Origin of the sequence: Streptomyces sp. NPDC058650 (assembly GCF_042717315.1) — a bacterium.
GTDB lineage: Bacteria > Actinomycetota > Actinomycetes > Streptomycetales > Streptomycetaceae > Streptomyces.
Window position 1 is genome coordinate 18669 of sequence record NZ_JBHXRL010000012.1, and the last position, 21255, is coordinate 39923.

A 21255-nucleotide genomic window follows, 5' to 3' on the forward strand; every position below is an offset into this window, starting at 1 on the left:
GATCCTCACTTCCGCGCCTACCTGCCGCCGCACCGCGCCGCATAGCCTGCGGGCCCCATGGACTACTGCCACGCGTGCCGGCGGCATCTCAACGGGGCCCTCGCCTGTGCCGGGTGCGGGACCCCCGTCGAGGAACTGCGGTACGAGACCCCCCACGTACCCGTTCCGCCCGCCGAGCCCGAGTACGTCTACGAGCTGGACGTCGTCGAGCCACCGCGGCCCGCCACGGGCGGCCGTCGCGCCGCCCGTACCGCCGCGCGGGGTCGGTCCGCGTCACGCGGGAGCAGGCGGGCGCGGGCGCGCCGGGGGCGTACGGCGCTGCTCGGGACGCTGGGTTTGGTCCTCGCGGCCGGGACGCTGGGCGTGGTGCAGCTGGCCTTGGAGGAGCCGGAGGCGAGCGGCGCGGCCACGGCCGTGCAGGAGCAGGAGGTCATCGAGACCTCGTCGCCGCCCACCCCTGCCGAGACGACCGAGAGCGCCGCGCCGCCGGACGGCTCCGGCCCGTCCCCGGTCACGGACACCCCGAGCAAGAACGCGCCCACCCGCGAGCACCAGGTGGGCACGGGGTCGGGCACGGGCTCCGGTACGGGTTCGGGCTCCGACTCCGGTACGGGTTCGGGCTCCGGTACGGCCGCGGGTTCCGGCTCCGGTTCGGGCTCCGGGGCGGGTTCCGGCTCCGGTACGGGCTCGGGCTCGGGCTCGGGTTCCGGTACGGGCTCGGGCTCGGGTTCCGGTACGGGGGAGGGGTCCGGGGGTGACCCGGCGGAATCGCCGACGCCCACCCGCACGGCGTCCCGGTCCGCCACGCCCGATGTCACACAGCCCGGCACGCCGACCGCCTCGGGCACGCCGACGGCGACGCCCACGGGCCCCGGACCCACCCCGAGCGGCTCACCGTCCAGGACGGCGACAGCGCCCCCGAGCGCCACACCGACCCCGACCCCGACGCCGGAATGCACCCGCTTCCTCTGGTGGTGCGTGTGAGGGCGCGGAGCCCCCTGGGGTCCGTCCGGCGCTAGACCTGGACCGCGTCCTCGCCGAGCATCCGCTTCAGCAGGTCCCGCAGGAGGGTCCGCTCGACCTCGGTCAGTTCACCGAGGGGCTCGCGGGCGAAGTCCAGCGACTCGCGCAGCCGCCGGGCGGTGTTCCGGCCCTCGTCCGTCGGGACGGCCAGCTTGACCCGCCGGTCGTCCGGGTCGGGCCGGCGCTCGACCAGGCCGCGGGCCTCCAGGCGGTCGACTATCCCCGTGATGTTGGACGGCTCGCACTTCAGCTTCTGGGCGATCCGCCGCATCGGCAGCGGGTCGAGCGAGAGCAGCCCGAGGACCCGGGCCTGCGCGCCGGTCAGCGAGTGCTGAGCGGCCGCCTGCTCGTACTCCTCGTAGTAGCGCGCCACGACCGTGCCGATCAGCTCGACGACTTCGAGGGTCAGGGGGTCCGTGCGTGAGGTGGCCATGGGCTTCATCCTACCCAGATACTTGACAACATGAAATATCAAGGCGCATGGTTGTTTCAGTAAGTGAATCTTTTGCGTTCTGAAGCTTTATCTGGAGGCCGTGCTCATGTCCGTTCTTCCCGCGTCCAGCCGTGAGTGGCACCTCGTCGACCGTCCGCACGGCTGGCCCACCGCCGCGGACTTCGCCCTGCGCGAGACCCCGGTCGCCGAGCCCGCCGAGGGCCGCATCCTCGTGCGCAACCTGCACTTCTCCGTCGACCCGTACATGCGCGGCCGGATGAACGACGTGAAGTCGTACATCCCGCCGTTCAAGCTCGACCACCCCATGGACGGCGGCGCGGTCGGCGAGGTCGTCGCGTCCAACGCGGAGGGCTTCGCCGTCGGCGACCACGTCCTGCACGGCCTCGGCTGGCGCGAGTACGCGGACGTCCCCGCGCAGCACGCGACCAAGGTCGACCCGGCGCTCGCCCCCCTCTCCGCCTACCTGGGCGTGCTCGGCATGACCGGCCTCACGGCCTACGCGGGTCTCTTCGATGTCGCCTCCTTCAAGGAGGGCGACGCCGTCTTCGTCTCCGGCGCGGCCGGGGCCGTCGGCAGCCAGGTCGGCCAGATGGCGCGCCTCAAGGGAGCCTCCCGGGTCATCGGCTCCGCGGGTTCCGACGAGAAGGTGAAGTTCCTCGTCGAGGAGCTCGGTTTCGACGCGGCCTTCAACTACAAGAACGGCCCGGTCAAGGACCAGCTCCGCGAGGCCGCCCCCGACGGCATCGACGTCTACTTCGACAATGTCGGCGGGGACCACCTCGAAGCCGCCATCTCCTCGCTCAACGTGCACGGCCGCGCCACCATCTGCGGCATGATCGCCCAGTACAACGACACGGAGCCGGTCCCGGGCCCGCGCAACATGGCGATGATCATCGGCAAGCGGCTGCGCCTCCAGGGCGTCCTCGTCGGCGACCACTACGGCCTGCAGAACCAGTTCGTCCAGGAGGTCGGCGGCTGGCTCGGCTCCGGCGAGCTGAAGCACCGCGAGACCTTCGTCGACGGCATCGAGAACGGCGTGGACGCCTTCCTCGGACTGCTGCGCGGGGACAACACCGGAAAGATGATCGTTTCGGTGAACCGCTAGTCTTCCCTCAGCCGTCGCGATCGTGGGCGCGAGTCGCGGCGAACTGACGAAGGAACGACCAGCATGTCCATTCAGCACTCCGACGTTCTCTACACCGCCGTCGCCACCGCCGAGAACGGCCGGGACGGCCGGGTCACCACCGACGACGGTCAGCTCGACGTCGTCGTCAACCCGCCCAAGGCCATGGGCGGCTCCGGCGCGGGCACGAACCCCGAGCAGCTCTTCGCGGCCGGCTACAGCGCCTGCTTCCAGGGTGCGCTGGGCGTCGTCGCCCGCAACGAGAACGCCGACATCTCGGGCTCGACGGTCACCGCCGAGGTGGGCATCGGCAAGAACGACGACGGCTTCGGCATCATCGTCAAGATCTCGGCGACCATCCCGAACGTGGACGTCGAGACCGCCAAGAGCCTGATCGAGAAGGCCCACCAGGTCTGCCCGTACTCGAAGGCGACCCGCGGCAACATCACGGTAGAGCTCGCCGTCTGAGCTTCGGACCCGCACACTGAGTGAGGGCCGCACCCCGACCGACCGGGGTGCGGCCCTCACCGCGTTCGTCAGTAGGGTGACTCCCATGCGTGATCTCGGGGTGGGTTTCAGATACCTGGTACAGGGCCAGAAGTGGGTCGGCCGGCGCGGAAGGTGGTTCGGATTCGGGCTGTTGCCCGGGCTCGTGACCCTCGTGCTCTACGTGGGCGCGCTCGTCGGCCTCGGCTACGGAGCCGACGACCTGGCGGCCTGGGTGACGCCGTTCGCCGACGACTGGAGCTCGCCCTGGCTCGGGATCTTCCGGGGCACGCTCACGGGCCTCGTCTTCGCCTTCGGGCTCTTCCTCGCGGTCATCACCTTCACCGCCGTGACCCTCCTCGTCGGCCAGCCCTTCTACGAGTCCCTCTCGGAGGAGGTCGACCGAAGCGAGGGCGGCGACGTGCCCGAGTCCGGGCTGCCGCTCTGGCGCGAGCTGTGGATCTCGGCCCGCGACAGCCTGCGGGTCGTGCTGCGGGTCGCCTTCTACGGCATCCTGCTCTTCGCCTGCGGTTTCATCCCGGTGATCGGCCAGACCGTCGTCCCCGTCATCGGCTTCTGCGTCTCCGGCTTCTTCCTCGCCCATGAGGTCACGTCCGTCGCCCTCCAGCGCCGCGGCGTCGAGCTCAGGGAGAGCCTCGCGCTGCTGCGCGGCCACCGCATGGCCACCCTCGGCTTCGGCGTGCCGCTGACCCTCGCCTTCCTGGTGCCGTTCCTCGCCGTGTTCCTGATGCCGGGCGCCGTCGCCGGAGCCACCCTGATGGTCCGGGACCTGCGCGGCGAGACGGCCGGGGAGGGCCGGGACGGCGATTCCCAGGAAAACGATCAAGAACGCGGCAACCTTCCGTCCTCCGGTGGCGACCAGGGGGTGCACCACCTCCCCCACTGAGGAAAGAGCCCCATGACGTCACACAAGCGGAAGACGGGCCGCCGCCGCGCGGTCGTCGGCGGCCTGAGCGCCCTCGGCATCACCGGCGCGGCAATCGTCACCACCACCCTGCTCGCCCCCGCGGGCGCGGCGACGGCGGCCGCCTGGCCGCAGGCCAAGGGCAGTACGCCGGTCGCCACGACCATCCAGGTCTCGGGCACCTACGACGGCAAGCTCAAGCGCTTCTCCGGCACCGGTGAACTCGGCTCCGACGGGCAGAGCGAGAGCCAGCAGCCGCTCTTCGTCCTCAAGGACGGCGCGACCCTCAAGAACGTGATCATCGGCACCCCCGCCGCCGACGGGGTCCACTGCCTCGGCAGCTGCACCCTCCAGAACGTCTGGTGGGAGAACGTCGGCGAGGACGCCGCCACCTTCAAGGGCACCGCGAAGACGGCGGTGTACGCGGTCCACGGCGGCGGCGCGAAGGGCGCGTCCGACAAGGTCTTCCAGTTCAACGGCGCGGGCAAGCTGGTCGTGAACAAGTTCCAGGTCTCCGACTTCGGCAAGCTGGTCCGCTCCTGCGGCAACTGCAAGAAGCAGTACCCCCGCACGATCCTGATCAACGACGTCGACATCACCACGCCCGGCAAGTCGATCGTCGGCGTCAACGCCAACTACGGCGACACCGCGAGCCTGCGGAACGTCCGGATCCACGGCGACGCCAAGAAGAAGATCAAGCCGTGCACCCGCTTCACCGGCAACGACACCGGCAAGGAGCCGAAGGAGATCGGCACGGGACCGGACGGCACCACCTGCCGCTACGCCGCCGGAGACCTCTCCTACGACTGATCCGGCGAGTCGCCCCGGTCCTCAGGCGCCTCAGCCTTCGAGGACCGGGCGCGGCTCGGGCCGCGCGGCCCACCCGCCACGGTAGAAGGCGTCGTGCTCAGCCGACCTCGGCGAGCACGAAGCCCGGCCCGTCCGTCCCCGCGTCCGCGAGCCGCTTCCCGTCCGGGCCCCAGGCCCCGGCCCGGCCGACGGCCACCCCGTCCTCGTTGGCCCCGAGGGCGTTGCCGAGGACCACGTACAGGCCGAAGTCCCGGGCCCGGACCGGATACACCGTCTCGAACGAGTCGTTGTCGGCGGAGAGCACCGAACTCGCCAGGTACGCCGTGCAGTTGTCGGCCACCGCCCGCTCGGCCAGCGCGGGGAAGCGGTTGTCGTAACAGGTGGCCAGGGCGAACCGGACCCCGTCGAGCGCGAACCGCCCGTCGGCGGCGCCCGGCGCGAAGACCTCCGCCTCGATCCCGTACAAGTGCTGCTTGTCGTAGCGGGCGAGGAGCCTGCCGTCGGGCCCGATCACCAGCGAGGTGACCCCGGTCCGCCCGTCGGCCGTCCGCACCGGACCGTTGACCACGGCCGCCGCCGAGACCGTCCGGCAGGCCTCCCGTACGGGTTCGAGGCGCGGGTCGTCCTCGGTGAGGACGAGCCCGGGGGTGTCCCGGATCAGGGACGGCTCGTACCCGCTCAGACAGAGCTCGGCGAAGACGACCACCCGGGCCCCCTCGGCCCCGGCGGCCCGGACGAGCCCGGCGATCGTACGGACGTTGGCGTCGATGTCCCCGGCGACCGGGACGAACTGCGTGGCTGCGACGATCATGACCCCCATCATCCCGCCCGCCCGCCGCGCGGGAACCCCGGGACCCCGCAGCGCCTCCGCCGTCTCCCGCGGCTGCCCCGGGAAGGCCGTCGCCGCCACGGTCGGGACCGGTGGGCGACCGGAGTTCAGGCCCTGCACTCCGGTGCTCGCGGGATCGCGCGGTCCCGCAGGGTGTGGGGCCGTGGCAGAGCGCGGTCCATTGCACCCCCTGGCGGCCGGACCCCGCGGGTTCGAATCCCGTCGGCCCCGCACCCGGACCTCCGCGTCAGGCCTGGGGGCCGTCCCCGCGCAGCAGCCGCAGGAAGTCCCGGAAGGCGGCCGGCATGTCCACCGCCGCCGGGTCGAGCAGCCACTGGTACTGGAGCCCGTCCAGCACCGCCGTCAGGATCGGCGCCGCCTGCTCGGGGGTGAGCCCGCTCGGCAGCCGCTCGCCGAACTCCAGGCGCAGCACGTCCGCCATGCTGGCCCGCACCTGCCCGTACCGCTCGGTGAAGAACTCCCGCGCCGGGTGCCCGTCCGTGACGCTCTCGCCGAGCAGGGCGGAGAAGGTCTGCACGATCCCCGGCCGCATCGCGTTGTACTCGACGAGGGACTCCATCAGGTCGAGCCGCCAGTTCTCGCGGTCCCGGCCGCCGCTCGTGTCCCAGCGGTCGCGCTCCTCCAGGACCGCGATGAGCAGCGCCTCCTTCGTCGGGAAGTAGTGCAGCAGCCCCTGCTGGGTCAGCCCGACGCGCTCGGCGACGGAGCCGAGGGTGGCGCCCCGGTAGCCGCGCTCGGCGATCACTTCGAGGGAGGCCCGCAGGATCTCCGCGCGCCGCTCCTCGCTCCTGGCCCGCACCATCGCCTCGGCCCCTCTCCTGACGTCTTCCCGAGACCGTACCGCCTCACCAAAAAATAACAGAATAGTAACGTCACCTACCGATCTACAGGTAAGGGGGTGCACGATGGGGGCATCGGGGTACGTCAACGAGGAGGTACGGCCATGGCGCAGACGACCACGGGCACCAGTGCGGAGACCACCAGGGAAGCGGCCGTCGAAGCGGCGCTCGCCAAGCTCGACCTGGACACCAAGGCCCGGCTGCTCGGCGGCCAGGACATGTGGTCCCTGCCCGCGCTGCCGGAGATCGGACTGAGCTCCCTGGTCATGTCCGACGGTCCCATCGGCGTCCGCGGCGTCCGCTGGACCGCCGACGACCCGTCCGTCGCCCTGCCGTCCCCGACCGCGCTCGCCGCCGCGTGGGACCCCGCGCTCGCCCGCCGCGCCGGCCGCCTCCTCGCGCAGGAGGCCCGCCGCAAGGGCGTCCACGTCCTCCTCGCGCCCACCGTCAACCTGCACCGCACACCGCTCGGCGGCCGCCACTTCGAGGCGTACAGCGAGGACCCGTACCTCACCGGCGAGATCGGCACCGGCTACGTCCAGGGCGTCCAGGACGGCGGCGTCGGCACCACGGTCAAGCACTTCGTCGCCAACGACGCCGAGACCGACCGCTTCACCGTCGACAACAAGGTCGCCGCCCGCCCGCTCCGCGAGGTCTACCTCGCCCCCTTCGAGGCCATCGTCAAGAACGCCCACCCCTGGGGCATCATGACCGCCTACAACCGGGTCAACGGCGTGACGATGACCGAACACCGCTACCTCGTCAACGAGGTCCTGCGCGGCGAGTGGGGCTTCGACGGCTACAACGTCTCCGACTGGATGGCCGCCCGCTCCACCACCGGCGACATCGAGGGCGGCCTCGACGTCGCCATGCCCGGCCCCGTCACCGTCTACGGCGAGGCCCTGGCCGCCGCCGTCCGCGCCGGCGAGGTCGAGGAGTCCACCGTCGACGCGGCCGTACGCAACGTCCTGCGGCTCGCCGCCCGCGTCGGCGCCCTCGAAGGCGCCCCGGCGGTCGTCATCGAGCACCCGGCCGCCATCGCCGGCGACGCCCTCGCCCGCGAGATCGCCCGCCGTGGCTTCGTCCTCGTCCGCAACGAGAACGCGGCCCTTCCCCTCAAGAGCGGCCCGGTCGCCCTCTCCGGCGCCGCCGCCCGCGACGCCCGCGTCCTCGGCGGCGGCTCCGCCCAGGTCTTCCCCGAGCACATCGTCTCCCCGCTCGCCGGCCTCACCGCCGCCCTGCCCGACGGCGCGCTCACCTTCACCATCGGCGCCGACCCCAGCGACGAACTCGCCCCCGCGGACCAGGGCTTCACCCTCCGCGCCCGCTGCCGCGACGCCGAGGGCCGACTCCTCGGCGAGGGCTCCCTGCCCAACGGCCAGGTCCAGTGGATCGGCGACGACCTGCCCGCCGGCGTCACCCACGAGGCCCTCGCCTCCATCGAGGTCCTCGGCACCTTCACCCCGCGCGAGTCCGGCGAGCACGCCTTCGGCACCCGCGGCCTCGGCGCCTTCACCCTCTCCGTCGGTGGCGTCACCGTCTTCGACGGCGTCCAGGCGATGGGCCCCGAGAGCGACCCCTTCGAGGCCTTCTTCGGCTCCCCGGTCGAGCGCGCCAAGGTCGCCCTCACCGCCGGCGAGACCGTCGAGGTCTCCCTGCGCCACACCCTGAGCAAGGAGTTCGCCGCGCCGCTGCCGGCCGTCATGTTCTCCTTCGTCCACCTCGGTCCGCGCCGTGACCCCGACGAACTGATCGCCGAAGCCGTCGAGGCCGCCCGCGCCGCCGAGACCGCCGTCGTGGTCGTCGCCACCACCGAGCGCGTCGAGTCCGAGGGCTTCGACCGCAAGGACCTCGCCCTCCCCGGCCGCCAGGACGAGCTCGTACGGGCCGTCGCCGCCGCCAACCCGAACACCGTCGTCGTCGTCAACGCCGGCTCCCCGGTCGAGATGCCGTGGCGCGAGGACGTGGCCGCGATCCTGCTCAGCTGGTTCCCCGGCCAGGAAGGCGGCGACGCCCTCGCCGACGTCCTCACCGGCGCCGAGGAGCCCGGCGGCCGCCTCCCCACCACCTGGCCGGCCGTCCTCGCCGACGTCCCCGTCACGGAGGTCACGCCCACCGAGGGCGTACTCGACTACACCGAGGGCGTCTTCATCGGCTACCGCGCCTGGGACAAGGCCGGCGCCGTCCCCGCGTACGCCTTCGGTCACGGCCTCGGCTACACCACCTGGTCGTACGACTCCCTCACCGCCGCCCCCGAGGCGGTCACCGTCCGGCTCACCAACACCGGCGACCGCACCGGCCGCGAGGTCGTCCAGATCTACCTGGCGCCCGCCGCCGACGTCCACGAGCGTCCGGTGCGCTGGCTGGCCGCCTTCGCGAGCGTCGAGGCCGCACCCGGCGAGACCGTCGAGACCGAGATCGCGCTGCCCCGCCGCGCCTTCGAGATCTGGGACGAGGAGAAGAACGACTGGGCCCTCGTCCCCGGCGCGTACGAGGTCGTGGCCGCGCACTCCCTCACGGACGCGCGCCTGACCGCCACCCTGGAGATCTGACCGCGCGATCCCCACGACCGGGCCCCGGGACGGAACCTGACAACCGTCCCGGGGCTCTCACCCCTTCGTGATCCGCCGGTACGCGAGCTCCGCGAGCCACGCCTGGCCGTCCCTGCTCGGATGGAACCAGTCCCACGGGCTCAACTGCCCGCCGTCGAAGCGGAAACCGAAGACCGCCCCGCCGTCGTACCGGCAGCGCTCGTCCTCGGCGCAGACCTCCTCCAGGACCCTGTTGTACGCCACCACCCGCTCCCGCACCGCCGTCCGCCGCCGCTCCGCAGCCGGACCCAGGTCCTCCGCGTCCGCCAGCATCGAGCCGCAGATCCCCAGCTTCCACACCTTCAGACCCGCCGGGCTGACCCGCCCCGTCGACCACAGGTGCTTCAGGTCCGGCACGCTCGACACGTACACCTGAGCCTTCGGGGCGCCCGCCCGCAGCCGGGCGATCGCCGTCTCGAAGGAGAAGCGGAAGTCGGCCACCGGGGTCATGAGTTCGGGCGTGGGCCGGCAGGCGTCGTTGGCGCCCATCATCACCGTCACGAGCTCCGGTTTCTCGGCCGCCGCCCCCGCCATCTGCTCCGGCAGCTCCGCCATCCGGGCACCCGTCCGCGCCAGGTTCCAGCTGCGGGCGGCCACCTTCTCCGGCCCGAGCAGCCGCAGCGCCAGGCTGTTGACGGCCCGGTCCGTCCCGGTCGCCCAGGACACCTCGGGGCAGTCCGCCAGGACCGCGCAGGCGTCGAAGGCGCGGGTGACGGAATCGCCGACGGCGGCGACGGAGCCGGGGGAGACGTCCCACAGGGACGTCGGACTCGGCGTGGGCTTCGGAGTCCGCGCCGGAGCCGGGACCGCCGCGTCCGGCCCCTCGGCCGTACAGCCGAAGAGAACCCCCGCGCACAACAGCGCCGCCGTGGCACGGAAAGTGACACGGCGTGCGGTACGGAATCTGCGTCGACCGCGCATCCCCGGCCCCTCCTTCGGCGTCCTGGCGGGTGAAAGGTTCGTGTTCACCGGCTCCCGGACCGACCGTACGTCACACCGATGACGGTGCGGCACGGTAGCTTTTCCCCCGTCGAACCAGAGGCGCCTTCGCCGACGGGCTCCGGTAAATTACCTCACGTCACATGCTGTCCCCTTTTTGAGGGTTTGCGACGTTTTGCTCCGGATGCTGTTAACTGAGGCCGCTGGGAAGGCGACCCTCGTCCCACACTGGAGGTCCCGGTGACGACACGTGGAGTCCTGTACGTACACTCCGCACCGCGCGCGCTGTGCCCGCACGTCGAATGGGCGGTCGCGGGTGTCCTCGGTGTGCGGGTCCAGCTCGACTGGATCCGCCAGCCGGCGTCCCCCGGCACCTGGAGAGCCGAGTTCTCCTGGAAGGGGCAGACCGGCACCGCCTCCAAACTCGCCTCCGCGCTGCGCGGCTGGCAGATGCTCCGCTTCGAGGTGACCGCGGAACCCTGCCCCACCGCCGAGGGCGAGCGCTACAGCGCCACCCCCGACCTGGGGATCTTCCACGCCGTCACCGGCATGCACGGCGACATCCTGATCCCCGAGGACCGGCTGCGGGCCGCCCTGGCGCGCTCCCTCCAGGGCGAGACACAGCTGGAGGCCGAGGTCGCCAAACTCCTCGGCAAGCCCTGGGACGACGAACTGGAGCCCTTCCGGTACGCGGGCGAGGGCGCCCCGGTCCGCTGGCTTCACCAGGTCGTCTGACGGGGCTTCACCCGCGCGTTGTGGATTCCGCCCGGGCGGGCAGGGGGCACGCCGGGCGGGAGAGAAGTGACACCCGAACACAGCGGGCCCTCGTCGGGCGCCGTCGCGCTGTCGGGGGCCGCGTTCGGTGCGGCGGCGGCGCTCCTCGGGGCGGGCGTCGTCGCCGGCGCCTGGCCGACGGGCTGGGCGGCGATGGTCTGCGCGCTGGTCCTCACGGCCGTGGGGGTCACGATCCGCGCGGCGCGCGGGAGCCGCACGGCCCTGCCGACGGAGCGGACGGCGGGAGCGGCGGACGCGTCGGCACCGGCGGCCGAACCGCGGGACGCGGCACCGGACGGCCGCCCGAGCCTCGCCAAGACACCACCCCGAGCTGCTCCCCGTCGCGGGAGGGCACGTGGTCGTCAACCACAGCTTCATGGGTACGGAACCGGCGGCCTACGCCCTGCGCTGACCCGCACCCGAACACGACGGAGGCCCACCCCCTTGCCGGGGGTGGGCCTCCGTCGTCAGGCGTGGATCAGATCGTGCGGAACGCCAGGACCACGTTGTGGCCGCCGAAGCCGAACGAGTTGTTGATCGCGGCGATCGTGCCCTGGGGGAGCTCGCGCGGCTCGCCGCGGACGATGTCCGCGTCGACGTCGGGGTCCAGGTCGTCGAGGTTGATCGTCGGCGGGGCCAGACGGTGGTGGAGCGCCAGGACCGTCGCGACGGTCTCGATGCCGCCCGCGCCGCCCAGGAGGTGACCGGTCATCGACTTGGTCGCGGAGATCGCGACGTGGTCGAGGTCGTCGCCCAGCACCTTCCGCAGCGCCTTGATCTCGGCGACGTCACCCTGCGGCGTCGACGTGGCGTGCGCGTTGAGGTGGACGACCTCGGACGGCTTGAGGTCCGTCGAGTCGAGCAGGTTCTGCATCGCGGCGGCGATGCCCCGGCCGGTCGGCTCGGGCTGCGCGATGTGGTGGCTGTCGGCCGACAGGCCCTGGCCGAGGACCTCGCAGTAGATGCGCGCGCCGCGAGCCTTCGCGTGCTCCTCGGACTCCAGGATCACGACGCCCGCGCCCTCGCCGAGGACGAAGCCGTCCCGGCCGGTGTCGTACGGACGCGAGGCCTTCGTCGGCTCGTCGTTGCTCTTGGACATCGCCATCATGTTGGCGAACGCGGCGATCGGCAGCGGGTGGATCGCGGCCTCGGTACCGCCGGCCACGACCACGTCGGCCCGGCCGGTACGGATCATCTCGACCGCGTAGCCGATGGCCTCGGCACCCGACGCGCACGCGGAGACCGGGGTGTGGACGCCCGCCCGGGCGTTCACCTCCAGACCCACGTTGGCGGAGGGGCTGTTCGGCATGAGCATGGGCACGGTGTGCGGGGAGACGCGGCGAACGCCCTTCTCCTTCAGCACGTCGTACTGGTCGAGCAGCGTGGTGACGCCGCCGATGCCGGAGGCGATGACGGAGCCGAGCCGCTCGGGCACGATCTTCTCGTCCTCGCCGGCGGGCGCGGTGTAGCCCGCGTCGGCCCAGGCCTCGCGGGCCGCGATCAGCGCGAACTGCGCCGAGCGGTCCAGCTTGCGGGCGAGCGGGCGGGGCAGGACGTCGCCGGGGTCGACGGCGGCGGTCGCGGCGATCTGGACGGGCAGCTCCGCGAAGCGCTCGCCCTCCAGGGGCTTGACGCCGGAGCGCCCGGCGAGAAGACCTTCCCAGGTCGACGCGGAGTCGCCACCCAGCGGTGTGGTTGCGCCGATACCGGTAACGACCACGGTGCGATTGGTCGAGCTCACAGGAATTCGTTCTCCATGTGTGTGATGGTCGGAATACGGCGCCACCGCCAGGTGGCGGACCGAGTCAGCAGGGGCCGAATCAGGCCTGGTGCTTCAGGATGTAGTCGGCAGCGTCGCCGACCGTCTTGAGGTTCTTGACGTCCTCGTCCGGGATCTTGACCTCGAAGCGCTCTTCGGCGGCGACGACGACCTCGACCATGGACAGGGAGTCGACGTCCAGGTCGTCGGTGAAGGACTTGTCCAGCTGGACGTCCTCGGTCGGGATGCCGGCGATCTCGTTGACGATCTCAGCGAGACCCTCGACGACCTGCTCCTGGGTGAAGGCCATGGTGGCGCTCCTTCTGTGATTGCTTCGGTAAAAAGGGCTTCCGGAAGGATCCGGGTGCCTAGGGGAGGGTAACGACCGTCGCGGCGTAGACGAGACCCGCCCCGAAGCCGATGACGAGCGCGGTGTCGCCGCTCTTCGCCTTCCCGGTCGCCAGGAGCCGCTCCATCGCGAGCGGGATCGAGGCGGCCGAGGTGTTGCCGGTGGTCTCCACGTCACGGGCGACCGTGACGTGTTCCGGCAGCTTCAGAGTCTTCACCATCGAGTCGATGATCCGCATGTTCGCCTGGTGCGGGATGAAGACGTCCAGGTCGTCCACCGTGATGCCGGCGGCGTCCATCGCCTGCTGGGCGACCTTGGCCATCTCGAAGACGGCCCAGCGGAAGACCGCCTGGCCCTCCTGGGTGATGGCGGGGAACTTGATCTCGCCGGCCTCGTTGAGGGGCAGCTTCGAGACGTCGCCGACGTGGAACTCGTTCCACGGCACGGTCTGCTTGATCGTCTCCGACTTGTCGCCCTCGGAGCCCCAGACGGTCGGGCCGATGTGCGGCTCGTCCGAGGGACCGACGATCACGGCACCGGCGCCGTCGCCGAACAGGAAGGCCGTCGCGCGGTCCTCCAGATCCGTCAGGTCGCTGAGCCGCTCGACGCCGATGACGAGGACGTACTCCGCCGAACCCTCGACGATCATGCCCTTGGCGAGTGTCAGGCCGTAGCCGAAGCCCGCGCAACCGGCGGAGATGTCGAACGCGGCCGGATTCCCGGCGCCGACCTTGTCGGCGATCTCGGTGGCCACGGCCGGCGTCTGCTTGAAGTGCGAGACCGTGGAGACGATCACGGCACCGATCTGCTCCGGGGCGATCCCGGCGTCGGCGATGGCCTTGCCGGAGGCCTCCACCGACATGGCGGCGACGGTCTCCTCCGGGGAGGCCCAGTGGCGGGTGGAGATGCCGGAGCGCGAGCGGATCCACTCGTCGGACGAGTCGATCTTCTCGAGGATCACCTCGTTCGGCACGACCCGGGTCGGGCGGTAACCGCCGACACCCAGGATCCGCGCGTACGGGGCGCCCTTGCTGGGCTTGATCTTCGACATGCTTCTCGACACTCCTTCTCAGACGGCCGCGTGCTGGGCGATGAGCGTACGGGCCGCGTCGAGGTCGTCGGGGGTCTTGAGGGCGACCGTGGCCACGCCCGGCAGGGCGCGCTTCGCGATGCCGGTGAGGGTGCCGCCGGGGCACACCTCGATCAGGGCGGTCGCACCGAGCTCCTGGAAGGTCTCCATGCACAGGTCCCAGCGGACCGGGTTCGCGACCTGGCCGACCAGGCGCGCGAGGACCTCGGCGCCGGTGGCGACGGTCCGCCCGTCCTTGTTGGAGACGTACGTCACGGCCGGGTCCGCCGGGGACAGCTCGGCGGCCGCCTCCTCCAGCTTCGCCACCGCGGGCGCCATGTGGTGCGTGTGGAACGCGCCGGCGACCTTGAGCGCCACGACCCGGCGCACGCCCTCCGGCTTGTCCGCGTCCAGGGCGGCCAGCTGCTCCAGCGTGCCGGCGGCCACGATCTGGCCCGCGCCGTTCACGTTGGCCGCGGTCAGGCCGAGCTTCTCCAGGTGCGGGACGGTCACCTCGGGGTCGCCGCCGAGCAGCGCCGACATGCCGGTCGCGGTGACCGCGGCGGCCTCGGCCATCGCGAGACCACGGGTGCGTACGAGACGCAGCGCGGCGGTGTCGTCGAGGACGCCCGCGAACGCGGCGGCGGTGAACTCGCCGACGCTGTGACCGGCGACGGCGCCGGGCGCCCCCGCCGCGGCTGATGTCACGGTGCCGAGGGCGGCGGCGGAGAGCAGGCCGGCGGCGACGAGCAGCGGCTGCGCCACGGCGGTGTCACGGATCTCGTCCGCGTCGGCCTTCGTGCCGTAGTGGACGAGGTCGAGCCCGATGGCCTCGGACCACGCCGCGATGCGGTCGGCGGCACCGGGGAGTTCGAGCCAGGGAGTCAGGAAGCCGGGCGTCTGGGCGCCTTGGCCGGGAGCGACGAGTACGAGCACCCTCACACTCTCTCTTGCGGACGGCTCCCGGCGCCCGTGAGGACAAGGACGAAGAACCGTCGGGGGAATTGTTGGTCTTCGACAAAAGTCTAGGACTGGGTATCCCCGTCGGCCAAGCGCCCCAGGATGAGTGCGATCCGCAGCGTGAACGCCGAGCGGACATCAGAGGGTGACCAACCGGTGACGTCGGTCACACGTCGAAGCCGGTAGCGCACGGTGTTGGGGTGCACGAACAACATCCGCGCCGCGCCTTCGAGGCTGCTCGCCTGTTCCAGGTAGACACTCAGCGTCTCCAGGAGCGCCGAGCCCGCCTCCTCCAGTGGTCTGTAGATCTCCTCCACCAGTTGGTCGCGGGCCGAAGGGTCGGAGGCGATGGCGCGCTCCGGGAGGAGATCGTCCGCCAGGACCGGACGGGGAGCGTCCTGCCAGGCGGAGCCCGCCTTGAGACCGGCCGCCGCGGCCTGCGCGGAGCGGGTCGCCGCCAGCAGGTCGGGGACGACGGGACCGGCCACGACCGGCCCCGGCGCGTACGGGCCGATCAGCGACTTCGCCACGGCGAGCGGATTGTCGCTGCCGCCGGCGATGACGACGAGCCGGTCGCCGAGGACGCCGGTGAGGACCTGGAGCTTGGCGTGCCGGGCGGCTCGCCGGATCGCCTCCACGGTCAGCTCGCTGTCCCCTTCGGGGGCGGTGCCGAGGATCACGCAGACGTGGTCCGGCGAGTTCCAGCCGAGGGCGGCGGCCCGGGAGACGGCGCCCTCGTCGGCCTCGCCGGAGAGCACCGCGTTCACCACGAGCGACTCCAGGCGCGCGTCCCACGCGCCCCGGGCCTCGGCGGCCTGCGCGTACACCTGGGCGGTGGCGAAGGCGATCTCCCGGGCGTAGACGAGCAGCGCCTCGCGGAGCACGGACTCGTCGCCGGGGGCGGCGACCTCCTCGATCGCCGACTCCATGACCTCGATCGTGGTGCGGACCATCTCCACGGTCTGGCGCAGCGTGATCGCCCGGGTCAGCTCGCGGGGCGCGGTGCCGAAGACGTCCGTCGAGATCGCCTGCGGCGTCTCGGGGTGCCGGAACCACTCGGTGAACGCGGCGATACCGGCCTGGGCGACCAGACCGATCCACGAACGGTTCTCCGGCGGCATCGCCCGGTACCACGGCAGCGTCTCGTCCATGCGGGCGATGGCGCCGGCGGCGAGCCTCCCGGAGGACTGTTCGAGGCGCTTCAGGGTCGCGGCGTGCGGATGAGCGGCGTTCGTGGGTTCTGGCACGGGGACAAGACTGCCTTATCAGGGCGCCGACGTGCGGGGGCGGGGCGGATTCGCCCGGGGCACCCGCACTACCGTACGTACCGTGACACGCATCCAGCGGGCGGAAGAGCGCTACCCCGGGGGCGACCCGGCGGCCGGGATCGAGACCCGGCACGCCCTCTCCTTCGGGGCGCACTACGACCCCGACAACCTCCGCTTCGGCGCGCTCCTCGCCTGCAACGAGGAGCGGCTCGCGCCCGGCGCGGGCTTCGACGAGCATCCGCACAGCCACACCGAGATCGTCACCTGGGTCGTCGAGGGCGAGCTCACCCACCACGACACGGCCGGTCACACCACCGTCGTCCGCCCCGGCGACCTCCAGCGGCTCGGCTCCGCGGGCGGAGTCCGGCACGTCGAACGCAACGACGCCGACGTGCCCCTGGTCTTCGTGCAGATGTGGCTCGCGCCGCTGGTGCCGGGCGGGGAGCCCGCGTACGAGGTGGTGCGCGCGCTCGACGGGGCGTACGACCTGCCGGGGGCGGACGCGCGGCTGCACGTCCTGCGCGCTGCGGCGGGCGAGCGCACCGCCGTACCGGCCGCCGACTTCGCGTACGTCCATGTCGTCCGCGGCACGGTCCGGCTCGACGGCGACGGCGACGGCGACGAACTCGGCCCTGGCGACGCCGCCCGGATCACCGATGCCGAAGGGCACACCCTCGTCGCGACGACCGATGCGGAGGCCCTGGTCTGGGAGATGAGGGACTGGCGCAAGGGCCTGGGCTGACCCTTCAGGCGAGCGCGCTCTTCGCCTTCCACTGCGCCCAGCTCAGGTTCCACGCCCCGTAGCCGTTGCCCTCCGCGACCGTGCCCTTGGTGTCGCGGCCGGTGATCTCGAAGGGGTCGCCGACGTTCACCTGGGCGTAGAACGAGGCGGCGTTCTCGTCGCTCATGCCGATGCAGCCGGAGCTCTTGTTGGCCTTGCCGAAGTACGCCGCGTTCCACGGGGCCGCGTGCGCGTACATGCCCGACCAGGTCAGCCGCATCGAGTAGTCGACCATCTTGTCGTAGGCGTCGCCGAGGCCCACCGTCTCCGAGTTCATGTTGATGGTGCCCTCCTTCGCCATCAGGACGGCCGTGCCCCGCCAGGACCGCTTGTCGCCGCCCGGCGTGCCGCCGGAGACCGGGATCGTGCGCACCGCGCGCCCGTCCCGCTCCAGGGTCAGCTTCTGCCGGTCCAGGTCGACCTTGACGACCTGCGCGGCGCCGACGGTGAAGCCGGTGCGGTAGTCGCGTACGAACCAACCGCCGCCCGAGTCGGTGCCGTTGAGGTCCGCTTCCAGGGTGACCTTCGTGCCGGGCTTCCAGTACTCCCGGGGCCGCCAGTCCGCCCGGTCGCGGCCCGAGTAGTCCTTCACCCAGCCCCAGGAGCCCTCGGTGGCGTTCGACGTGGTGACCTTCAGCTGCCGCTCCACGTCCGCCTTCCGCGTCACCGGCAGGTCGAAGACGATCGACAGGGGATGCCCGACGCCCACCGTCGTGTTCTTGCCGGGCGCCAGGGTCAGCTTGTTGACCTCCTTCGGCTCCGGCGTCACGAAGGAGGACCGGGTGGTGGCCTCCTTGCCGTCGGCGGTACGGGCAGTCACCTCCACCGTGTACGAGGTGCCCGGCACCGCCTTGCGGTCCGACGTCCAGCTCGTCCCGCCCGCCCCCGTACGCCCGGCGAGGACCCCGCCCTCCGCGTCGGCGACCTTCACCGTCGCGAGCGTGCCGCCCGAGGCGGTCACCGAGACCGGCCGGCCGGCCGCCGGGTCCACGACCGTCACCTTCGCCGGGGACGCCGCCGAGCCGGGGGCCTGCGTGGGCGAGGAGCCGGGGCCGCTCGCCGCCTGGGCGGAGCAGGCGGTGAGCGAGACGCCCAGCGCGACGGCCGTGAGCAGGGAACGGGACGGACGGGACGGACGGGAGGGACGGGCCGGACGAGGCGGCGAGGTGTGTATCGGCGAGGACGTGCGTATCGGCAGCACGGAAGACCTCCGCGGTGAGGGAAGAAGGTGGGATGTTCCGGACTGTAAGCCGCCCGGCCGTCCCGCGGGCCGCCGGAGGCCCGTATGACGAGGGCTGCGGCGGAACGGTCACCGTCCGGTCACCATGACCGTGCGCTTCCGTCGAATTCGGCTGTGAGCCTGCTGTGCGCCCCACCACCGAGGGGCGGAACCAGGAGGCTCCCGTTGTGTCAGCGCTGCTCGTGACGGCCGCACCCACCGACCGCCGCGTCCCCGCGGGCCCGGTCAGGCTCGGCCCCGTGACCCCCGAGACGTACCGCGCGTTCCTCGCCTCCCGCGCCACCGGCGCGGACGGACCCAGCTTTCTCCAACTCCCCTCCTGGGCGCAGGTGAAGGACGGGTGGAGTCACCAACTCGTCGGCTGGGGCCCGGAGTCCGGCGAGCTCACGGGCGTCGCCCTCGTCCTGCTCCGCCAGTTCCCCGGCACCCGCAAGTACTTCGCCTACCTCCCCGAGGGGCCCGTCGCCGACTGGTCCGACCCCGACCTGGACGGCTGGCTCGCCCCGCTCCTCCGTCACCTGCGCTCGTCCGGTGTTTTCGCCGTACGCATGGGCCCCGGGCCCGCGTACCGCCGCTGGAGCGCCGCCACCGCCAAGGCCGCCACCGGCCCCGGCCGCCGCCTCGCCGACGTCCTCGCCGACGAGGTCGACCCGCTCGGCACCGTCGTCGCCGAACGCCTCAGGGCCCGCGGCTGGCGCAAGTGCGGCGGCGACTCCGAGAACGGCGCCGACGCCCAGCCCCGGCACGTCTTCCAGGTCCCGCTCGCCGGCCGCTCCACCGACGACCTCTGGTCGGGCCTCAATCAGGAATGGCGGCGCAACGTCCGCAAGGCCGGCAAGTCCGGCGTGGAGATCACCATCGGCTCCGCCGCCGACCTGCCCGAGTTCTACCGGCTGCTCCGCATCACCGAGGAGCGCGACGGCTTCCGGCTCGGCCGCTCCCTCGCCTACTACGAGCGCCAGTACGCCGTCCTCAACGCCGAACAGCCCGGCCGCATGCGGCTCTACCTCGCCCGCCACGAGGGCGAGATACTCGCGGCCCACACCATGGTCACCGTCGGCGCCCGCGTCTGGTACCAGACCGGCGCCTCCGCCGACCACCGCCGCGAGGTCCGCCCCTCCAACGCCCTCCAGTGGCGCATGATGCTCGACGCCCACGCCCTCGGCGCCGCCGTGTACGACCTCCGCGGGGTACCCTCCACCCTCGATCCGGGCGACCGCGCCCACGGGCTCCTGCGCTGGAAGCTCGGCACGGGCGGACAGGTCGTCGAGACGTTGGGGGAGTGGGAGATTCCGATGCAGGGCACGACCAACCAGGCGCTGTTCCGCGCCTTCCAGGCATATCTGGCCCGCCGGTGACGAGCCCGGCCGTCACGCTCACCGCCGATCGCCCGAGGACGAAGGCCCCCTCCGCGCTCCGCAGCGGCGCGCTCATGGCGGCGGGCTCGCTCGTCTCCCGCGCCACCGGCTTCGTCCGGGCCTCCGTCGTCGCCGCCGCGCTCGGCGCGGGCTTCGTCGCCGACGGCTACGCGGTGGGCAACTCCGTCCCCACCATCGTCTACATGCTGCTCCTCGGCGGCGCCCTCAACGCCGTCTTCGTCCCCGAACTGGTCAAGGCCGCCAAGGAACACGAGGACGGCGGAGTCGCCTACACCGACCGGCTCCTCACCCTCTGCGCGCTCGCCCTCACCGTCCTCACGGCGGCCGCCGTGTTCGCGGCGCCGCTGATCGTCGACACGTACACCGACTACACCGGCGCGCAGCGGGAGATGACGGTCGCCTTCGCCCAGGCCTGCCTCCCGCAGATCCTCTTCCTCGGCCTCTTCACCCTCCTCGGCCAGGTCCTCAACGCCCGGGGCCGGTTCGGCGCCATGATGTGGACCCCCGTCCTCAACAACGTGGTCGTCGTCGCCGTCTTCGCCCTCTTCCTCGTCGTCGGCGACGGCGGCGAGCTCACCTCCGGCGAGACCGCGCTCCTCGGCTGGGGCACCACCGCCGGCATCGCCGTCCAGGCCCTCGCCCTCGTGCCCTCGCTGCGCGCCGCCGGCTTCCGCTGGCGCCCCCGCCTCGACTTCCGAGGCAGCGGCCTCGCCGCGCCCCTGCGCGCCGCCGGCTGGCTCGTGCTGCTGGTCCTCACCAACCAGGGCGCGTACTGGGTGACCACCTGGCTCGCCACCTCCGCCGGATCCGACACCTCGGGCGGCGGCGGCCTCGCCGCGTACAACAACGCCTATCTGCTCTGGACCGTCCCGCACGGCATCATCACCGTCTCCCTCGTCACCGCGCTGCTGCCCCGGATGAGCGGCGCCGCCGCCGACGGCGACCTCGCGGGCGTCCGCCGGGACGTCGCGTACGCGCAGCGGACCAGCGCGGCGGCTGTCGTCCCGGCGGCCTGCGCGCTCCTCGCCCTCGCCGTCCCGCTGATGACGGTGGTCTTCCGGTACGGGGCGACCGACGGCGACGACATCCGCGCGATGTCCTGGATCCTGATGGCCTTCGCGCCCGGCCTCGTCGCCCTCTCCGGCCAGTACGTGTGCACCCGCGCCTTCTACGCCCTGCGCGACACCCGCACGCCGTTCCTCCTCAATCTGGTGATCGCCGGCCTCAACGCCGGGCTCTCCCTCGCCGCGTACCACTACCTCCCGACGCACTGGGCCGTCGCGGGCATGGCCGCGGGCTACTCGCTCGCCCTGTGGGCCGGCTGGGCCCTCACCGCGTACGTGCTCGGGCGCCGGCTGCGGGGCACCGCCGACGCGACCGCCCCCGGGGAGAGCGGCGGCGCGGGCTCCGCGCTCGCGCGGCTCCTCGTCGCCGCCGTGCCCGCCGCCGGATTCGGCCTGTTCGTCGCCGACCTGACCGGCGCGGCCGGTGCCGTCGTCGCCGGGCTCACCGGCGGACTCGCCGTCCTCGCCGTCTTCGCCCTGCTCGCCCGCCCCCTCCGCCTCGTCGAGGTACAGGCCCTCCTCACGACCGGCACCACCCGCCTCCGCGGCCTCACCCGCCGGGCCTGACCACA

At 72.4% G+C, this 21255-nt stretch carries 21 protein-coding genes and 1 tRNA gene; 10 read left to right on the forward strand and 12 right to left on the reverse strand.

Annotated features, from left to right (window positions below):
* Positions 1-188 precede the first annotated feature (188 nt).
* The gene (locus ACFWWU_RS21885; RefSeq protein ID WP_384147495.1) at positions 189-959 is read right to left on the reverse strand and encodes a hypothetical protein; all 771 of its coding nucleotides are present in this window, start codon (positions 957-959) and stop codon (positions 189-191) included.
* Positions 960-1015: 56 nt separating this feature from the next.
* A complete protein-coding gene (locus ACFWWU_RS21890; protein WP_384147496.1) occupies positions 1016-1456 on the reverse strand; it encodes a MarR family winged helix-turn-helix transcriptional regulator in 441 nt (146 codons plus the stop codon).
* Positions 1457-1562: 106 nt separating this feature from the next.
* On the opposite strand from ACFWWU_RS21890, the gene ACFWWU_RS21895 reads away from it, so the two are divergent.
* From ACFWWU_RS21895 to ACFWWU_RS21910, 4 genes are all read left to right on the forward strand, one after another.
* Positions 1563-2582, forward strand: coding sequence for an NADP-dependent oxidoreductase (locus ACFWWU_RS21895; protein ID WP_384147497.1), 1020 nt, complete (start codon positions 1563-1565; stop codon positions 2580-2582).
* 63 nt (positions 2583-2645) lie between these two features.
* Complete coding sequence (locus ACFWWU_RS21900; protein ID WP_384147498.1) at positions 2646-3068, forward strand: organic hydroperoxide resistance protein; 423 nt, start codon at positions 2646-2648, stop codon at positions 3066-3068.
* A gap of 85 nt (positions 3069-3153) precedes the next feature.
* Complete coding sequence (locus ACFWWU_RS21905; protein ID WP_384147499.1) at positions 3154-3993, forward strand: EI24 domain-containing protein; 840 nt, start codon at positions 3154-3156, stop codon at positions 3991-3993.
* 12 nt (positions 3994-4005) lie between these two features.
* Positions 4006-4821 carry a pectate lyase gene (locus tag ACFWWU_RS21910; RefSeq protein ID WP_384147500.1) on the forward strand — a complete coding sequence of 272 codons (816 nt, stop codon included), beginning with the start codon at positions 4006-4008 and terminating at the stop codon, positions 4819-4821.
* Positions 4822-4918: 97 nt separating this feature from the next.
* On the opposite strand, the gene ACFWWU_RS21915 is transcribed toward ACFWWU_RS21910, so the two are convergent.
* Positions 4919-5632 (reverse strand): carbon-nitrogen hydrolase family protein, encoded by a 714-nt coding sequence (locus ACFWWU_RS21915; RefSeq protein WP_384147501.1) that lies wholly within the window; start codon positions 5630-5632, stop codon positions 4919-4921.
* Between the two features lie 175 nt (positions 5633-5807).
* On the opposite strand from ACFWWU_RS21915, the gene ACFWWU_RS21920 reads away from it, so the two are divergent.
* Positions 5808-5881: transfer RNA gene (locus tag ACFWWU_RS21920), tRNA-Gln, on the forward strand.
* A 16-nt stretch (positions 5882-5897) separates the two neighbouring features.
* Here the strand turns inward: ACFWWU_RS21920 and ACFWWU_RS21925 are convergent.
* Positions 5898-6473 (reverse strand): TetR/AcrR family transcriptional regulator, encoded by a 576-nt coding sequence (locus ACFWWU_RS21925; RefSeq protein ID WP_384147502.1) that lies wholly within the window; start codon positions 6471-6473, stop codon positions 5898-5900.
* A 141-nt stretch (positions 6474-6614) separates the two neighbouring features.
* Between ACFWWU_RS21925 and ACFWWU_RS21930 the strand changes: the two genes are divergently transcribed.
* Positions 6615-9062 carry a glycoside hydrolase family 3 protein gene (locus ACFWWU_RS21930; protein ID WP_384147503.1) on the forward strand — a complete coding sequence of 816 codons (2448 nt, stop codon included), beginning with the start codon at positions 6615-6617 and terminating at the stop codon, positions 9060-9062.
* A gap of 57 nt (positions 9063-9119) precedes the next feature.
* Here the strand turns inward: ACFWWU_RS21930 and ACFWWU_RS21935 are convergent, their stop codons facing one another.
* Entirely contained in the window at positions 9120-10022 is a 903-nt protein-coding gene (locus ACFWWU_RS21935; RefSeq protein WP_384147504.1) for an SGNH/GDSL hydrolase family protein, read from the reverse strand.
* Positions 10023-10280: 258 nt separating this feature from the next.
* On the opposite strand from ACFWWU_RS21935, the gene ACFWWU_RS21940 reads away from it, so the two are divergent.
* Positions 10281-10775 (forward strand): DUF3145 domain-containing protein, encoded by a 495-nt coding sequence (locus ACFWWU_RS21940; RefSeq protein ID WP_384147505.1) that lies wholly within the window; start codon positions 10281-10283, stop codon positions 10773-10775.
* On the opposite strand, the gene ACFWWU_RS21945 is transcribed toward ACFWWU_RS21940, so the two are convergent.
* The 6 genes from ACFWWU_RS21945 to fasR all read right to left on the reverse strand — a co-directional run bounded on the left by ACFWWU_RS21945 (position 10760) and on the right by fasR (position 16198).
* On the reverse strand, positions 10760-11131 hold the full coding sequence (locus tag ACFWWU_RS21945; protein ID WP_384147506.1) for a hypothetical protein: 372 nt from the start codon (positions 11129-11131) through the stop codon (positions 10760-10762). The two genes, ACFWWU_RS21940 and ACFWWU_RS21945, sit on opposite strands and share 16 nt — an antisense overlap.
* Before the next feature lie 161 nt (positions 11132-11292).
* The gene (gene fabF / locus ACFWWU_RS21950; protein WP_384147507.1) at positions 11293-12555 is read right to left on the reverse strand and encodes a beta-ketoacyl-ACP synthase II; all 1263 of its coding nucleotides are present in this window, start codon (positions 12553-12555) and stop codon (positions 11293-11295) included.
* Positions 12556-12634: 79 nt separating this feature from the next.
* Positions 12635-12883: an acyl carrier protein gene (locus tag ACFWWU_RS21955; protein WP_376405179.1), complete on the reverse strand. Its 249-nt coding sequence runs from the start codon at positions 12881-12883 to the stop codon at positions 12635-12637.
* Between the two features lie 58 nt (positions 12884-12941).
* Positions 12942-13973 carry a ketoacyl-ACP synthase III gene (locus ACFWWU_RS21960; RefSeq protein WP_384147508.1) on the reverse strand — a complete coding sequence of 344 codons (1032 nt, stop codon included), beginning with the start codon at positions 13971-13973 and terminating at the stop codon, positions 12942-12944.
* An 18-nt stretch (positions 13974-13991) separates the two neighbouring features.
* Positions 13992-14927: an ACP S-malonyltransferase gene (locus ACFWWU_RS21965; RefSeq protein WP_384147509.1), complete on the reverse strand. Its 936-nt coding sequence runs from the start codon at positions 14925-14927 to the stop codon at positions 13992-13994.
* 89 nt (positions 14928-15016) lie between these two features.
* Positions 15017-16198 (reverse strand): fatty acid biosynthesis transcriptional regulator FasR, encoded by a 1182-nt coding sequence (gene fasR / locus ACFWWU_RS21970; protein WP_384147510.1) that lies wholly within the window; start codon positions 16196-16198, stop codon positions 15017-15019.
* An 82-nt stretch (positions 16199-16280) separates the two neighbouring features.
* Here fasR and ACFWWU_RS21975 point away from each other — a divergent pair, with 82 nt between their 5' ends.
* Positions 16281-16961 carry a pirin family protein gene (locus ACFWWU_RS21975; RefSeq protein WP_384147511.1) on the forward strand — a complete coding sequence of 227 codons (681 nt, stop codon included), beginning with the start codon at positions 16281-16283 and terminating at the stop codon, positions 16959-16961.
* 4 nt (positions 16962-16965) lie between these two features.
* Here ACFWWU_RS21975 and ACFWWU_RS21980 read toward each other — a convergent pair whose 3' ends face one another.
* The gene (locus ACFWWU_RS21980) at positions 16966-18201 is read right to left on the reverse strand and encodes an Ig-like domain-containing protein (protein WP_384147512.1); all 1236 of its coding nucleotides are present in this window, start codon (positions 18199-18201) and stop codon (positions 16966-16968) included.
* Positions 18202-18407: 206 nt separating this feature from the next.
* Here ACFWWU_RS21980 and ACFWWU_RS21985 point away from each other — a divergent pair, with 206 nt between their 5' ends.
* On the forward strand, positions 18408-19598 hold the full coding sequence (locus ACFWWU_RS21985) for a lipid II:glycine glycyltransferase FemX (protein ID WP_384147513.1): 1191 nt from the start codon (positions 18408-18410) through the stop codon (positions 19596-19598).
* Positions 19595-21250: a murein biosynthesis integral membrane protein MurJ gene (murJ, locus tag ACFWWU_RS21990; protein ID WP_384147514.1), complete on the forward strand. Its 1656-nt coding sequence runs from the start codon at positions 19595-19597 to the stop codon at positions 21248-21250. Before ACFWWU_RS21985 ends, murJ begins: the two co-directional genes overlap by 4 nt.
* The last annotated feature ends 5 nt before the right edge of the window (positions 21251-21255 follow it).

Bases quoted from the DNA above. Each gene is read 5' to 3' on its own strand.
- ACFWWU_RS21930 (WP_384147503.1), top strand. From the start codon at position 6,615: ATGGCGCAGACGACCACGGGCACCAGTGCGGAGACCACCAGGGAAGCG.
- ACFWWU_RS21900 (WP_384147498.1), top strand. From the start codon at position 2,646: ATGTCCATTCAGCACTCCGACGTTCTCTACACCGCCGTCGCCACCGCC.
- ACFWWU_RS21910 (WP_384147500.1), top strand. From the start codon at position 4,006: ATGACGTCACACAAGCGGAAGACGGGCCGCCGCCGCGCGGTCGTCGGC.
- ACFWWU_RS21895 (WP_384147497.1), top strand. From the start codon at position 1,563: ATGTCCGTTCTTCCCGCGTCCAGCCGTGAGTGGCACCTCGTCGACCGT.
- ACFWWU_RS21890 (WP_384147496.1), bottom strand. From the start codon at position 1,456: ATGGCCACCTCACGCACGGACCCCCTGACCCTCGAAGTCGTCGAGCTG.
- ACFWWU_RS21905 (WP_384147499.1), top strand. From the start codon at position 3,154: ATGCGTGATCTCGGGGTGGGTTTCAGATACCTGGTACAGGGCCAGAAG.
- ACFWWU_RS21935 (WP_384147504.1), bottom strand. From the start codon at position 10,022: ATGCGCGGTCGACGCAGATTCCGTACCGCACGCCGTGTCACTTTCCGT.
- ACFWWU_RS21955 (WP_376405179.1), bottom strand. From the start codon at position 12,883: ATGGCCTTCACCCAGGAGCAGGTCGTCGAGGGTCTCGCTGAGATCGTC.
- ACFWWU_RS21960 (WP_384147508.1), bottom strand. From the start codon at position 13,973: ATGTCGAAGATCAAGCCCAGCAAGGGCGCCCCGTACGCGCGGATCCTG.
- ACFWWU_RS21925 (WP_384147502.1), bottom strand. From the start codon at position 6,473: ATGGTGCGGGCCAGGAGCGAGGAGCGGCGCGCGGAGATCCTGCGGGCC.
- ACFWWU_RS21915 (WP_384147501.1), bottom strand. From the start codon at position 5,632: ATGATCGTCGCAGCCACGCAGTTCGTCCCGGTCGCCGGGGACATCGAC.